Genomic DNA, 13,984 nt, shown 5'->3' on the forward strand with positions numbered 1-13,984 from the left:
ACAATCGGTCAGGTGGCAAGCAAGTGAGATATTCTGGACAGTATTCCAAGGTCCAATGCAAGGTCGCGGTGACCGAGGTCATCATCTTCAATCAACTGTGTATTTGGAAGCGCGCTGGCGAGGTCCCGTATGGGCGGGAGCGGGCAATCTTCGTCCGTTTCTGATCCAACCAGAATGATGCGTCCGTTGAATGCCTCGAGCGTGCCGCGGAAATTCTGTCCTTCAATGTCGGCACCGCTATGGGCCCTGAAAAGGTCCTGAGCCTTGTGAATGACTGCCTCCTCGATTCCCTCACTGCGCATTCGGCGCGCCCAGCCGCGATCCGGGGTGCGAAGCGGAGGGGCAATGAGTACGAGATTTTGTACCTCGGCGTCGGTTTCGACTGCGCGGACAGCGGCTTCGCATCCGAAGGAATGGGCAATGATCGTTTCGATCGGTCCTTCTGCGTCGCACACACTACGAACGGCCGCGCCAGCATAGGGCCATAAACAATGTTCGGCTTTCGACGCTCCGTGCCCCGGAAGGTCCATAAGCAGGACGGGACGCCCCGTTTGCAGATACCTCATCGCAAAGCTTCGCCATACGCGATGACTATCGTCCCAGCCATGAACGAACAGGGTTGTGTCGGGACCGTTACCAGCGCGCCAGACAGGGGTGGATGCAAAGTCTCCGTCAATGTCGCGGCGCGTTTCTGGGGGCAGGAGATTCTGACCCGGCGCGGCGCTGGGTGCGAACGGACGCATTTCGTTCAGTAATTTCCGGGCCCTGACCGTAATGTCATCCGTCATGTCAGCTTCAGGAAGTTCTGGATAAGTTCGTGGCCGTATTGGGTCTTGATGGATTCCGGATGGAATTGGACGCCGAAAACGGGCCGGGTCTTGTGGTGCACGGCCATGATCTCCCCATCCGCAGTCCAGGCGTCAGCGACCAAGGTCTCCGGAAGCCTGGCCGCCGGAATGGCAAGCGAATGGTAGCGAACGACATCGTATTCATTCGGCAGGCCTTCGAACAGGCCGGTGCCGTCATGTCTGATGCGGGAAATCTTGCCGTGCAGAATGGCCTGAGCATGGACAACAGGCTCGCCCATCGCGTGACCAATCGACTGGTGACCGAGACAGACACCGAGGATTGGCAGATCGTCGGGGGCCGAATTCACGAGATCGACGCAGATGCCGGCCTCCAGTGGGGTGCAGGGTCCTGGTGAAAGCACCACTCCGGCAGGCGCGAGCGCCAGAGCTTCGTTCGCCGACATTTCATCATTGCGGATAACTCTGGTTCGTCCTCCGGCCTGTTCGACATAATGGACCAGGTTCCAGGTGAAGCTGTCATAATTGTCGACGACGAGGATCATTGATCGAACTCGTAAATGGCTGAGAGCTCAGCAGCTCGCTTCAGGGCGCCAGCTTTATGGACCGTTTCGTCGTACTCGTATTGCGGCTTGCTATCCAGCACGACGCCGCCGCCAGCCTGAACATGGATCTGGCCGTCCTTTAGAACTGCTGTGCGCAAGGCGATGCAGGTATCCATGTCTCCATTCCAGCCAAAATATCCGACGGCGCCGCCATAAATGCCACGCCGCGATGTTTCGAGTTCGTCGATGATCTGCATGGCGCGGATTTTCGGTGCTCCGGAAACGGTGCCCGCCGGAAGGCCCGCCAGTAGCGCATCGACACTGTCGAGGCCTTCGCGCAAGTCGCCTTCCACATGGCTGACAATATGCATGACGTGGCTGTAGCGCTCCACGATAAACTGTTCGCTGACTTCCACACTGCCGTAGGCGGCGACACGCCCGACATCATTGCGTCCGAGATCGAGCAGCATAAGATGTTCGGCGCATTCCTTTTCATCGGCGAGCAGGTCAGCAGCGCGCTTCGCATCCTCCACCGGGTCGCCTGAACGCGGGCGGGTGCCTGCAATCGGGCGGATTGCAACGCGGCCATCCCTGACGCGGACCAGGATTTCAGGGCTGGACCCCACAAGCCGGACCCTATCCAGGTTCATATGAAACATGAATGCGGAAGGGTTTAGCCTGCGTAGCGCCCGATACAGGCTGATCGACCGGCGGCTGAACGGCGCAGAGAAACGCTGGCTGGGCACAATCTGGAACGTGTCGCCGGCCCTTGCATAATCGATCGCGGCCTCGACCATCTCGAAATAGCGCTCTTTGCTCGTATTCGATTTGAAATCGAGGGCATCCGCCGTGTTTTCGCGGGGTGAGAGCGGAGGCACTTTCTCAAGCGCGTCCTCGATCTCATCCAGCAATCGTTGGGCTGAGGATTCGTCGCCGGCATTGTGCCGGGCCACGAGGATGAGTTCCTGATAAAGGTGATCAAAGACAAGGACCGCTCCGGGTATGACCAGCAGAGCATCTGGCACCTGCAAGTGGTCCGGGGCTGAAATTGTCACCGGTTCGACATACTGGATCATGTCATAGCCGATATAGCCGAATGTGCCTGATGCCATCGGCGGCAGGTCCGCCTCGCCAGTTTCGGCACGACCGGCTTCGGCAAAGTGACGCAGGGCCTCCACCGGCGTCATGTCGAGACGTTCCGCATGGGCAAATTCCGGATTGTCGGCCACTTCAGAAATGCCGTCATGGATGCGAAACCACTTTATCGGCTGAACTCCGAGGAAGGAGTATCGCCCGAGCCGCTCGCCGCCGTGGATCGATTCAAAAAGGAAAGATCCAGCCCGTTCGGGATCCAGCTTGAGCATGGCAGATACCGGCGTCTCGATATCCCCGATCCGCCGTCTCACAATCAGGTGGTCGCGGGTCATGAGTCTGGATTCACGCGTGCTTTGTAGCTTTCGAGCGAGCTCTGATTGATTTCCAGTTGCACATCCTTCTGGATTTCGGTTGCAAAGGCCTCGAACAGGTCATTCGTAAGCTGCTGCTGGATCTGCTGTCCGGATATTGCAGACAGTGCGTCCAGTTCGTCTGGGGAAGCGCGATCGATCGATACGAGTTGAACGATGGCGACTTCATCGCGGTTCTGGGTCGGTGCAATATAGACATCACCCTCAGCCTGCATCGCAAAAGCGGCAGCGACATATTGGGCTGGCACGACCGTAGAGTTCGAGGACCGTCGTGTGAAGGCGATGTCGGGGGATATGATCTCGCTTTCAAACTCTGCGGCTGCAGCCTCAAAGGTCGTGGCGCCAGACTCAATGTCGGACTTGACCTTCTGTGCACTGCTGCCAAGTAGTTCATTGTTTCGCTGGGCTTGCAGCATGGCGCGAAGATCATCGCGGATCTCTGCAAACTCCGGCGTGCGGGCTTCGGTCACGGAATCGACGCGGAGCATGTAGGCCGTCTCGTCCTGTCCAAACCTGGCGGTCTTTGCCCCCTCAGTCAGGTCAAAGGCCCGCGTGAGAATTTCAGGGTCGGCGCGAAGCACGCTCGGGGCAAGACCAAGCTCCGTCACGCCAGTTCGGTCGACAGCAATGAAGCTCAGAACCGGTGTGCCCATTTCGCTGGCGATTTCTTCGAGTCCGGCACCGGTGCCAATCAGATTGTCTAACAGGCTGAGTGAGTCGTAATATAGGCCAATGGCTTGCTCTCGTGACAATGCATCGAAGATGTCTTCGCGGACGGCTTCAAACGGTTCGACTTCACCCGCTTCGATCGCTTCAAGCCGGGCGACGGTATAGTAATTGCCGGTCTGCACCGGTCCGAAGATGCCACCCTGTTGAGCCGACGGGCCGAAGACACGCTCGGCAAGTGCAGCGCTTGCCATTGTCGATTGGGGACCGCGACGCTGCGTAGAATTGGCTAGTCCGGCAATGGAGTCAGCATTGGCACCGCCCGCGATCCGCCCGAGTGCCTGACGGGCTTCGGCTTCGCTGTTGAACATGAATTCAGTCCAGGTGCGCGTGTCGGGCCCGGCATAACGCTGGAATTTCACCGCTTCATAATATGCGCGAAGGTCTTCTTCAGTCAGGTTGGCCTGATTGAGGAAATCGTCCAGCTTGAGCTGTATGAGGCTGATAGAGCGACGCTGGGGCTGGGCGAAAGCCTGCTTCTGCTGATCATAATATGTCTGCAGGTCCTCATCCGTCACATCTTCGGCTGGTGGCAATGCGGAACGTGGCAGGATGAACCATGCCGCCTTGCGAAGCTCTCCATTGTAGGAAGCCTGCAACGCCGTAATGGGACGCGGTGGTCGCAGGGCCGTCTGGGACACCCCCGTAAGACGCGAGATCGTCATGTCACGCTTCAGAAACGTCTCAAAGAGCGGTACGGAAAATCCGTTGGCCTGCAGCAGTTGCTGAAACCGAACCGCGTCGAACGTGCCTGTATCGCTAGCGAAGGATGGATCCTCGCGAATGACGTTGAGGACAGCATTGTCCGTTGCGACCGCGCCCAGGCGATCCGCATATGCCATCATGGTGGTCCGGAAGAGTTCCTGCTGGTAAATCTGGTCGATGAGGCCCTGTTCGACAGCCTGCGCCTTGCTGATGGCGCGACCGCGATCATCCGTTGCCGTTCGCAATCTTCGCTCGACCTCCTGGTCAAGCTGGGCTTCGGTGAGCTTTGTATTGCCTGCGACGGCAAGGTTGCTGCCGATCCCGCCGGAAAAGACGTCGGTTACACCCCATGCGCCCATGGCAATAATCAAAAGAAGGAAAAGAAGGCCCGCAAGCTTTGTGCGGAGCATATTCCTGAACAGGGTCAGCATACGCGGATGACCTCACCGTTTGTCTTGTCTCGTACAGATGAGCTTGCTAGGCGAGGCCGCTGGTAGTTGCAAGATGGGGAACGCCGTATGGTCAGGCCACTAATCGCCGGGAACTGGAAGATGAACGGTCTTCTTGGGTCGATTGAAGTCACTCAAAAGATAGAGAAGGGACTGGCGGCGTTCGAAGACAAAGCCGATTGCCTGATTTGCCCGCCGGCTACGCTTCTCGCATCAATGACATCCTCGGCTGCGACAGAAAGGCTGAAGTTCGGCGCTCAGGATTGTCACGCCGTTCAGTCTGGCGCCCACACGGGTGATGTATCAGCGGAAATGATCGCAGATGCCGGCGGCACATACGTGATCCTCGGGCATTCAGAGCGCCGCGCCGACCATCGCGAATCCAATGACGGTATCGCGGAAAAAGTGAAGGCTGCCTTTCGCGGCGGCCTCGTTCCGATCATTTGTGTCGGGGAGACGTTGCAGGAGCGGGAGGCAGGCCGCACCCTTGATGTCGTGGGTAATCAACTGGTCGGGTCAATCCCCGATAAAGCTGCCGGTGCCGATTTTGTCGTGGCTTACGAACCCGTTTGGGCCATCGGCACCGGCAAAGTCGCGACGGTCGAGCAGGTCGCGGAAGTGCACGATGCCATTCGCTCGGCCCTTGAAAGCCGTTTCGGCGCGCAAGGCACTGAAACACCCATTCTATATGGCGGCTCCATGAAGCCAGGCAATGCCGGCGACCTCCTGGCCGTATCCAATGTCAATGGTGGCCTGATTGGTGGCGCCAGCTTGAAAGCCGATGATTTCCTCGCCATTTACGCCGCGTGTATAAGCCAATTGTGAGATAGGGGGCTTGGCGCGGCGGGCTTAACGGCTTATCCGGCGCCTCAAGCGTTCCAAAGAGACTTCAATGACTGTCATCCTCGTCGTCCATATTCTAGTGAGCCTTGTGCTTGTCGTCGTTGTGCTGATGCAGCGCTCCGAGGGCGGTGCGCTTGGAATTGGTGGGGGCGGTGGCGGCGGCGGACTGATGTCCGGGCGCGGCGCTGCGGGCGCGCTTGTGCGCACCACTATTATTTTTGGCGGCATCTTCTTCGTTACCAGTCTGGTGCTAACGACGATTGCGACCCGTCATATGGGCGATACCCGCACAGCGATTGAGCGGCAGCTGGATGAGGAATCGGGCGGCGGCCTCGGCACTGATCCACTCGACGTGCTGAACGATCCAACCGCACCGCTCCTGGATGATGGACCGTCTGAACCTCTTTCGACGCAGCCGGAAGCGACTGATCCTCTTGCAACGGATACCCAGGTCGATGATCCACTGGCGACTGACGTTCCCGAAAGTGACGTTGCACCCAATACCGACGAAGAAGCTGTGGAAGAAGAGCAGCCTCAGTAACAACTAGTGCTCGTCTTGATGGCGGCGCGCAGCGAATCGGGCAAACTGATATCCCATGATCCGCTATATTTTCATTACGGGCGGCGTGGTTTCCTCGCTGGGAAAAGGCATTGCATCTGCCGCGATGGGGGCTCTCCTCCAAGCGCGCGGCTACAAGGTGCGCCTGCGCAAGCTTGATCCGTATCTCAATGTCGACCCCGGTACGATGTCGCCGCGCCAGCATGGCGAGGTCTTCGTCACGGACGATGGCGCCGAGACGGACCTCGATCTTGGCCACTATGAGCGTTTTACCGGCGTTTCGGCCCGACAGTCCGACAACATCACCACCGGTCGCATTTATCAGTCGATCATCGAGAAGGAGCGACGCGGCGATTTCCTCGGTGCGACAATCCAGGTGATTCCGCACGTCACCGATGCGATCAAGGAGTTCGTCCTGTCCGATCCGGGCGAAGGCGTCGACTTTGTGCTCTGCGAAATCGGCGGCACGGTGGGAGACATTGAAGGCCTGCCTTTCTTCGAAGCGATCCGTCAGCTTGGCCAGGAGCTCGGGCCGGAGCGTGCCTGCTTTATCCACCTGACGCTATTGCCATACATTCCGGCAGCCGGTGAGATGAAGACCAAGCCGACACAGCACTCCGTCAAGGAGCTTCGTTCGATTGGCATTCAGCCGCAGATCCTCCTGTGCCGCTGCGACCGTCCGATCCCGGAAACCGAAAAGGGCAAGATTGCCAGTTTTTGTAATGTCCGCCCGTCGAGCGTGATTGAAGCGCGCGATGTCGGCCACATTTACGACGTTCCGGCTGCCTATCATGCTGAGGGACTGGACACGGAGGTGCTGTGGCATTTCCGGATGTCGGATGCGCCGAAGCCAGACCTGACACGCTGGAACGAAATCGCCAGGACGATCCACAACCCTGATGGCGAGGTGTGTATTGGGCTTGTGGGAAAATACACCGATGTGCCGGATGCCTATAAGTCCGTGTCAGAAGCGCTGGTGCATGGCGGACTTGCGAACAAGGTGCGGGTGAAGGTCCGCATGATTGATTCTGAGCAGTTCGATGATGAGCATCATCCGCTCGACATTCTGGAAGGCGTTCATGGAGTCCTTCTACCGGGCGGCTTTGGCGAACGCGGCGCTCACGGCAAGATGCGGGCGGCAAGGTTCGCCCGTGAGCGCAATATTCCATGTTTCGGTATCTGCTATGGTATGCAGCTGTCCGTTATTGAAGCGGCGCGCCATATGGCCGGCTTTGAAAAAGCATCGACAACGGAATTTGGCGCGACCGATGAGCCTGTAGTTGGCCTCATTGAGGAGTGGACCAAAGGCAATGAGAAAATCCAGCGCGATGAGAACACCGACAAGGGGGGCACCATGCGCCTCGGCGCCTATCCTGCCTTGCTCAAGAAAGGCAGCAAGATCGCCGAGATCTACGGAACGACCGAAATTTCGGAGCGCCATCGCCACCGTTATGAAGTGAACCGCGGCTATGTCGACGCAATGGAAAAGGCCGGCGTTAGCTTTGCAGGTATGTCGCCGGACGGCTTGCTACCGGAAACGATCGAACTCAAGGATCATCCGTGGTTTATCGGCGTGCAGTTTCACCCGGAACTCAAATCTCGTCCTTTCGAACCGCACCCTCTGTTCGCCAGTTTCATCGAAGCTGCGAAAGTGCAGTCCCGCCTCGTCTGACGGGTTGCATTCGGCGGGACGCGCAAGTATACGCGCGGTTTGAATTCACGCGAGCCATCGGCTTGCAAACTTCTGGAACACGACCATGGCAGTCCCAAAGCGAAAAACAACGCCGTCCAAGCGTGGCATGCGCCGTGCGCACGACAAGCTGAACAACAACACCTACATCGAAGACGCAGATTCCGGTGAGCTGCGTCGTCCGCACCATATCGACCTCAAAACGGGCGTATACCGCGGTCGCCAGGTCCTGGAGCCAAAAGAAGACTACTAAGTCCGGCTTGAAGGCTTGCGCCTTCCAGCAACACGAATTACCGACAAGGCGCCCTCGGATGAAGTCCGGGGGCGTACTTACATTTGCCGAACTATACAGGAATGCGCCATGAGCGAGATCGTCGATATTTTTGCCCGTCAGATTCTGGATAGCCGGGGCAACCCGACTGTCGAAGTTGACGTGACACTCGAGGATGGCTCGACGGGGCGGGCCGCTGTTCCTTCCGGTGCCTCGACCGGTGCCTATGAAGCGCATGAGGTTCGCGACGGCGAAGACGCTTATGGCGGCAAGGGCGTTCACAAGGCGGTCGATGCGGTGAATGGCGAGATCAATGACGAACTTGTCGGCATCGATGCCACCGAACAGCGCCTGATTGACGGTCTCATGATTGAACTCGACGGCACAGACAACAAGAAGCGTCTGGGAGCGAATGCGATTCTCGGTGTTTCGATGGCGGTTGCCAAGGCGGCAGCTGAGAGCTGCGGCATGCCGCTCTACCGCTATGTCGGTGGTACAAATGCCCGTATCCTGCCGACGCCAATGATGAACATCATCAATGGCGGCGCGCACGCAGACAATCCGATCGACATTCAGGAATTCATGATCATGCCGGTGGCAGCCGAGAGCTGCGCCGACAGTGTCCGGATTGGCGCAGAAGTGTTTCATTCTCTGAAAAAGCTCCTGCACGATGCCAACCACAACACAGCCGTTGGTGATGAGGGTGGTTTTGCGCCCAACCTCGCATCGACTGACGAGGCGGTCGGCTTCATCATGAAAGCAATCGAAAAGGCTGGGTATGCTCCGGGGGACGAAGTTGCGCTGGCGCTCGATGCCGCTTCGACGGAATTCTACAAGGATGGCAAATACGTCCTTGCGGGCGAGAACAAGACGCTCGACGCCGAAGGCATGGCAAAGTACCTTGAAGACTTGGTCAGCCGCTATCCGATCATCTCTATCGAAGATGGCATGGCGGAAGATGACTGGGATGGGTGGAATGTGCTCACCGAACTCGTTGGCGACCGCTGCCAGCTTGTTGGCGATGACCTGTTCGTGACCAATCCCGAGCGCCTTGCCATGGGTCTTGAGCGCGGGGCAGCGAATTCCATCCTGATCAAGGTCAACCAGATCGGCACGCTGTCGGAAACGCTTGATGCTGTCGAACTGGCTCACCGTCATGCCTACACCTCTGTCATGTCTCACCGTTCGGGCGAAACCGAAGACGCAACGATTGCCGACCTGGCTGTCGCTGTGAATTGCGGGCAAATCAAAACTGGGTCGCTGTCGCGCTCTGACCGTCTGGCCAAGTACAACCAGCTGATTCGTATTGAAGAAGAGCTTGGCGCTGCAGCACTCTATGCTGGCCGCGCCCTGATCAATGCCTAGCGTAAGGTTTTATTAACCCCGATCGATTCCACTGCCGATTCGTTTTCGGCATGGGGTAGATCATGGCGCCTAAATACGTTGCCGCTTCGCTAAGCGCACTGGCGGCTTACTTTGCCTATCACGCCTTTGCGGGAGAGCAGGGGCTTGGTCACTGGAGCGACATGCAGGCCAGCCTGGAAGAAAAGCAGGCTGAGCTTGGTGCAATTCAAAAGGCCAACGACGCGCTGCGCGCGGACATTGCGCGCCTGACACCCGGGACGGTGGATGCCGATCTTGTGGAACTTCTGGCGCGCGAGGACCTTGGGTTTGTATATCCAGATGAATTCGTCCTCATGACTGATACGAAGTCACCTGCATTTTGACATAGGTGCTAAAACTGGACGAACCCCACCTTCTGGATACATAAGCGAAGTATCAAATCAGGAGGTCACATGGCGAAGGCGCCTAGCAAGAGCAAGAGCTCGACCAGGAAGAACAAGCTGAACCGGGAAGAAGCGCTAAAATTCTATCGTGACATGTTGCTGATCAGGCGTTTTGAGGAGCGCGCTGGGCAGCTTTATGGAATGGGGAAGATCGCAGGCTTCTGTCACCTTTATATCGGTCAGGAAGCCGTCGTGACAGGCATGCAGGCCTGCCTCAAGGAAGGCGATCAGGTCATTACCGGATATCGCGATCATGGACACATGCTTGCATGCGACATGGACCCCAAGGGTGTCATGGCGGAACTGACCGGGCGGGCCGATGGTTATTCCAAAGGCAAGGGCGGATCGATGCACATGTTCTCGAAAGAGAAGAACTTCTATGGCGGTCATGGCATTGTCGGTGCGCAGGTGCCAATCGGCACCGGGCTCGCGTTTTCGAATAAGTATCGCGGCACGGACAATGTTTGTCTCGCTTACTTTGGTGATGGCGCAGCGAACCAGGGCCAGGTGTATGAATCGTTCAATATGGCGTCACTCTGGGATCTTCCCGTCGTATACGTCATCGAGAACAATCAGTATGCGATGGGCACCAGCGTGGCGCGCGCCTCTGCGGAAATCGAGCTCTTCAAGCGCGGCATCTCTTTTGAGATCGAAGGAGAAGAAGTGGACGGCATGGATGTCTACGCGGTGAAAGAGGCCGGTGAGAAGGCCGTAAAATATGCGCGGTCAGGCAAGGGCCCATACATCCTGGAAATGAAGACATATCGCTATCGCGGACACTCCATGTCCGACCCGGCGAAGTATCGCAAGCGTGAAGAGGTCGACGATATCCGCACCCACCATGATCCGATTGATGGCCTGAAGGCGCGGCTGCTCAAGGAAGAGCTGGCAACTGAAGACGATCTCAAGGCGCTCGACAAGGAGATCAAGGATATCGTGAAGGCGGCGGCCGACTTTTCTCTCGACAGCCCGGAACCCGACCCGAGCGAGCTCTGGACAGATGTATTGCGTGAGGTGGAGTCGGTATAATGGCTATTGATATTCTCATGCCCGCTCTTTCTCCGACCATGGAAGAAGGTACGCTTTCCAAATGGCTCAAGAAAGAAGGCGACACGATATCCTCAGGCGATGTCATTGCCGAGATTGAGACAGACAAGGCGACCATGGAGGTCGAGGCTGTCGACGAAGGCGTCCTCGCCAAGATCCTCGTGGATGAAGGCACTGAAGGCGTAAAGGTCAATTCAGTCATCGCGCGTCTCGCCGAGGACGGCGAGTCGGCCTCAGATGTCGAAGCAGCAGCGCCCGGTGCAGCAGAGGAAAAGGCTGATGCTGTGCCAGCGGAGCAGAGCAGCGACCAGTCCGACAAGGACGCGCAGGTCTCAGACAAAGCCGGTCCGCCGACCCCTGCTGTTTCCACGCTCAAGGACCCTACCGTTCCGGAAGGGACGAGCTTTGTGGACACGACTGTTCGCGACGCGCTTCGAGACGCCATGGCAGAAGAGATGCGCCGGGACGACGCCGTGTTTGTCATGGGTGAAGAGGTCGCGGAATATCAGGGTGCGTATAAAGTAACCCGAGAGTTGCTTCAGGAATTTGGAGCAAAGCGCGTCGTAGATACTCCGATCACGGAGCATGGCTTTGCTGGTCTTGGTGTGGGTGCGGCCTTCGGTGGGCTGAAGCCGATCGTAGAGTTCATGACGTTCAATTTCGCCATGCAGGCGATTGACCAGATTATCAATTCAGCTGCCAAAACGCTCTACATGTCAGGCGGCCAGATGGGGTGCCCGATCGTGTTCCGCGGTCCAAATGGAGCAGCATCCCGCGTTGGCGCTCAGCACAGCCATGACTATAGCGCCTGGTACTCAAATGTGCCTGGTCTGAAAGTCGTTGCGCCTTATGACGCCGCCGACGCCAAGGGCTTGCTAAAGGCGGCAATCCGTGACCCGAACCCGGTTGTCTTTCTTGAGCACGAACTCCTGTATGGTGAGAGCTTTCCAGTTCCTGAGGTCGAAGATTACGTTCTACCGATTGGCAAGGCGCGGGTGCGCCGGTCAGGCACCGATGTGACGCTAGTTGCCCATTCTCGCATGGTTGGTTTCGCCCTTCAGGCTGCCGAGAAGCTCGCCGAAGACGGCATAGATGCGGAAGTGATCGACCTGAGAACGCTTCGCCCCCTCGACACCGACACCGTTATCGAGAGCGTCAAGAAGACGAACCGGATTGTGACCTGCGAAGAAGGGTGGCGTTATATGGGGGTTGGCGCAGAGATCTGCGCGACTGTGGTGAATGAGGCCTTCGACTATCTCGATGCACCACCGACGCGGGTCCACCAGAAGGACGTGCCGTTGCCATATGCGGCAAACCTGGAGGCGATGAGCCTGCCAGGGACCGCGGATATCATCGAAGCGGCAAAGAAGGTGTGTCATGTCTGATAAACACAAGGCGCTCTCAAAACCTGATTCCATTCGCGATGAAGCAGACGCGCAGGAATTTGTTCGCTTCTGGGTGTCAGAGAACAATGATCATGTGAGCCTGCTTGTCGGTCAGGCGGGCGATCCGAAAGCAGAGCCAGCCATGTGGGGATTCATCCTCGCGGATATCGCCAAACATGTGATAAAAATCATGCGCGAGGCGAACCCGGACGGTCCGTCACCGAACGAAATCATGCAACAGATCCTCGGTGGCATTTCCGAGCGGTTGCGTCATGCGCCAATTCTTTCTGGAACGACAACGAAGGTCGAGACCTGATGGCCATCAATATTACAATGCCGGCACTGAGCCCGACCATGGAAGAGGGCACACTTGCCAAGTGGCTGGTGAAGCCGGGCGACACTGTGTCTTCAGGTGATGTCATCGCCGAGATCGAAACCGACAAGGCGACGATGGAAGTCGAAGCCGTTGACGAAGGCACAGTTGCGAAAATCCTCGTCGAGGCAGGCACTGAAGGCGTAAAGGTCAACTCCGTCATCGCGCTGCTCGCTGAAGAGGGTGAGGACGCCGATAATCTGGAGGCGCCAGCGTCTGCACCTCCGGCTGAAAGCAAGTCCGCCGAGCCTGAGGCTGAAGAAGCCGATACTGCTCCCGAAAAGGCAACGGACGTCAAAGACACGAAGGGAGCTCCTCCGCCCGAGCCTGATGCAAAGAACGGCACCGGAGGCAGCTTTGGTGGAAGCCACGTGGCGACCGAACTCGCGTCGACGCCAATGAAACTGGCACCTGTCGGTTCCGGTAGCGATCGGATCAAGGCGAGTCCGCTGGCACGCCGGATTGCTGCGATACGTGGAATTGAACTCTCGACGATCAAAGGCTCGGGGCCGCACGGACGGATCGTCAGGAAGGACGTCGAGGGTGCAAAGCCCGGCCAGGCGAAAGCGGCCACAGGCGCGCCAGTGGCGCCAGACGGCCTCATCCTGCCGCAGGTGTTGGACGACCGAGTTTACGCCCCGGACAGCTATGAGCTGAAGCCCCTGGATGGCATGCGCAAGACGGTCGCCAAGCGCCTCACGACGAGCTTCATGCAGGTGCCGCACTTCCCGCTGAACGTGGATATCAAGCTGGACAAGCTACTCGCTGCACGTTCCGGAATAAATGAGGCGGCGCCGGAAGGTGTGAAGATTTCCGTCAATGATATGCTCATCAAGGCGTCAGCCATGGCGTTGATGGCGGAACCGGAGTGCAATGCGAGTTATACCGACAACGGCATTGCCTATCACAAGTCGGCGCATGTCTCGGTGGCGGTCGCCATCGAAGGTGGGCTGATCACGCCCGTCATCTTTGACGCCCAGTCAAAGGGTCTCGCCACAATCTCCGAGGAAATGAAGGATCTCGCGACCCGCGCCCGGGACCGCAAACTCAAGCCGCAGGAATACACTGGCGGCACCTTCTCGATCTCAAACCTCGGCATGTTTGGCATCAAATCATTTGCGTCGATCATCAACCAGCCAGAGGGCATGATCTTGTCTGTCGGCGCAGGTGAGAAGAGGGCGGTCGTGAACGCAAAGGGCGACATCGTTGCGGCCACGGTCATGACGGTAACATTGACCTGCGATCACCGGGTGATCGGTGGAGCAGAAGGCGCGCGCTGGCTGCAGGCCTTCAAGCGCTACGTCGAGAGCCCAGAGAGCATGCTGCTTTAGA

Annotated in this window: 14 protein-coding genes; 10 read left to right on the forward strand and 4 right to left on the reverse strand. The window is 57.8% G+C overall.

Going from position 1 to position 13,984, the window contains the following annotated elements; all coding sequences use genetic code 11:
* Positions 1-8: 8 nt before the first annotated feature.
* From B8746_RS11060 to B8746_RS11075, 4 genes are read right to left on the reverse strand one after another with little or no spacing between them, the layout of a single operon-like run.
* On the reverse strand, positions 9-788 hold the full coding sequence (locus tag B8746_RS11060; protein WP_084393737.1) for an alpha/beta fold hydrolase: 780 nt from the start codon (positions 786-788) through the stop codon (positions 9-11).
* Positions 785-1,351 (reverse strand): anthranilate synthase component II, encoded by a 567-nt coding sequence (locus B8746_RS11065; RefSeq protein ID WP_084393738.1) that lies wholly within the window; start codon positions 1,349-1,351, stop codon positions 785-787. The genes B8746_RS11060 and B8746_RS11065 overlap by 4 nt, the downstream gene beginning before the upstream one ends.
* Positions 1,348-2,778, reverse strand: coding sequence for an anthranilate synthase component I (gene trpE / locus B8746_RS11070; RefSeq protein ID WP_084393739.1), 1,431 nt, complete (start codon positions 2,776-2,778; stop codon positions 1,348-1,350). The genes B8746_RS11065 and trpE overlap by 4 nt, the downstream gene beginning before the upstream one ends.
* On the reverse strand, positions 2,775-4,679 hold the full coding sequence (locus B8746_RS11075; RefSeq protein ID WP_084393740.1) for a SurA N-terminal domain-containing protein: 1,905 nt from the start codon (positions 4,677-4,679) through the stop codon (positions 2,775-2,777). Before B8746_RS11075 ends, trpE begins: the two co-directional genes overlap by 4 nt.
* A gap of 87 nt (positions 4,680-4,766) precedes the next feature.
* Here B8746_RS11075 and tpiA point away from each other — a divergent pair, with 87 nt between their 5' ends.
* The 10 genes from tpiA (at position 4,767) to B8746_RS11125 (ending at position 13,983) form a co-directional block, all read left to right on the forward strand.
* The gene (tpiA, locus tag B8746_RS11080; protein ID WP_084393741.1) at positions 4,767-5,522 is read left to right on the forward strand and encodes a triose-phosphate isomerase; all 756 of its coding nucleotides are present in this window, start codon (positions 4,767-4,769) and stop codon (positions 5,520-5,522) included.
* Positions 5,523-5,589: 67 nt separating this feature from the next.
* Positions 5,590-6,081, forward strand: a complete 492-nt coding sequence (secG, locus tag B8746_RS11085) for a preprotein translocase subunit SecG (protein WP_084393742.1) — start codon at positions 5,590-5,592, stop codon at positions 6,079-6,081.
* A 55-nt stretch (positions 6,082-6,136) separates the two neighbouring features.
* Positions 6,137-7,771, forward strand: a complete 1,635-nt coding sequence (locus B8746_RS11090; protein ID WP_084393743.1) for a CTP synthase — start codon at positions 6,137-6,139, stop codon at positions 7,769-7,771.
* 85 nt (positions 7,772-7,856) lie between these two features.
* Positions 7,857-8,042 carry a 50S ribosomal protein L32 gene (gene rpmF, locus B8746_RS11095; RefSeq protein WP_084393744.1) on the forward strand — a complete coding sequence of 62 codons (186 nt, stop codon included), beginning with the start codon at positions 7,857-7,859 and terminating at the stop codon, positions 8,040-8,042.
* A 108-nt stretch (positions 8,043-8,150) separates the two neighbouring features.
* Positions 8,151-9,425, forward strand: a complete 1,275-nt coding sequence (gene eno, locus B8746_RS11100) for a phosphopyruvate hydratase (protein ID WP_084393745.1) — start codon at positions 8,151-8,153, stop codon at positions 9,423-9,425.
* 62 nt (positions 9,426-9,487) lie between these two features.
* On the forward strand, positions 9,488-9,787 hold the full coding sequence (locus tag B8746_RS11105) for an FtsB family cell division protein (RefSeq protein WP_084393746.1): 300 nt from the start codon (positions 9,488-9,490) through the stop codon (positions 9,785-9,787).
* A 69-nt stretch (positions 9,788-9,856) separates the two neighbouring features.
* Entirely contained in the window at positions 9,857-10,876 is a 1,020-nt protein-coding gene (gene pdhA / locus B8746_RS11110) for a pyruvate dehydrogenase (acetyl-transferring) E1 component subunit alpha (RefSeq protein ID WP_084393747.1), read from the forward strand.
* Positions 10,876-12,279 (forward strand): pyruvate dehydrogenase complex E1 component subunit beta, encoded by a 1,404-nt coding sequence (locus B8746_RS11115; protein WP_084393748.1) that lies wholly within the window; start codon positions 10,876-10,878, stop codon positions 12,277-12,279. The genes pdhA and B8746_RS11115 overlap by 1 nt, the downstream gene beginning before the upstream one ends.
* Positions 12,272-12,595, forward strand: coding sequence for a DUF5076 domain-containing protein (locus B8746_RS11120; protein WP_084393749.1), 324 nt, complete (start codon positions 12,272-12,274; stop codon positions 12,593-12,595). Before B8746_RS11115 ends, B8746_RS11120 begins: the two co-directional genes overlap by 8 nt.
* Positions 12,595-13,983 carry a pyruvate dehydrogenase complex dihydrolipoamide acetyltransferase gene (locus tag B8746_RS11125; RefSeq protein ID WP_084393750.1) on the forward strand — a complete coding sequence of 463 codons (1,389 nt, stop codon included), beginning with the start codon at positions 12,595-12,597 and terminating at the stop codon, positions 13,981-13,983. Before B8746_RS11120 ends, B8746_RS11125 begins: the two co-directional genes overlap by 1 nt.
* Position 13,984 lies beyond the last annotated feature (1 nt).

It is taken from the genome of Henriciella pelagia (genome assembly GCF_002088945.1).
Lineage (GTDB): Bacteria > Pseudomonadota > Alphaproteobacteria > Caulobacterales > Hyphomonadaceae > Henriciella > Henriciella pelagia.

Bases quoted from the DNA above. Each gene is read 5' to 3' on its own strand.
- eno (WP_084393745.1), top strand. From the start codon at position 8,151: ATGAGCGAGATCGTCGATATTTTTGCCCGTCAGATTCTGGATAGCCGG.
- secG (WP_084393742.1), top strand. From the start codon at position 5,590: ATGACTGTCATCCTCGTCGTCCATATTCTAGTGAGCCTTGTGCTTGTC.
- B8746_RS11065 (WP_084393738.1), bottom strand. From the start codon at position 1,351: ATGATCCTCGTCGTCGACAATTATGACAGCTTCACCTGGAACCTGGTC.
- B8746_RS11120 (WP_084393749.1), top strand. From the start codon at position 12,272: ATGTCTGATAAACACAAGGCGCTCTCAAAACCTGATTCCATTCGCGAT.
- B8746_RS11075 (WP_084393740.1), bottom strand. From the start codon at position 4,679: ATGCTGACCCTGTTCAGGAATATGCTCCGCACAAAGCTTGCGGGCCTT.
- B8746_RS11090 (WP_084393743.1), top strand. From the start codon at position 6,137: ATGATCCGCTATATTTTCATTACGGGCGGCGTGGTTTCCTCGCTGGGA.
- tpiA (WP_084393741.1), top strand. From the start codon at position 4,767: ATGGTCAGGCCACTAATCGCCGGGAACTGGAAGATGAACGGTCTTCTT.
- B8746_RS11105 (WP_084393746.1), top strand. From the start codon at position 9,488: ATGGCGCCTAAATACGTTGCCGCTTCGCTAAGCGCACTGGCGGCTTAC.
- pdhA (WP_084393747.1), top strand. From the start codon at position 9,857: ATGGCGAAGGCGCCTAGCAAGAGCAAGAGCTCGACCAGGAAGAACAAG.
- B8746_RS11125 (WP_084393750.1), top strand. From the start codon at position 12,595: ATGGCCATCAATATTACAATGCCGGCACTGAGCCCGACCATGGAAGAG.
- B8746_RS11115 (WP_084393748.1), top strand. From the start codon at position 10,876: ATGGCTATTGATATTCTCATGCCCGCTCTTTCTCCGACCATGGAAGAA.
- B8746_RS11060 (WP_084393737.1), bottom strand. From the start codon at position 788: ATGACGGATGACATTACGGTCAGGGCCCGGAAATTACTGAACGAAATG.
- trpE (WP_084393739.1), bottom strand. From the start codon at position 2,778: ATGACCCGCGACCACCTGATTGTGAGACGGCGGATCGGGGATATCGAG.
- rpmF (WP_084393744.1), top strand. From the start codon at position 7,857: ATGGCAGTCCCAAAGCGAAAAACAACGCCGTCCAAGCGTGGCATGCGC.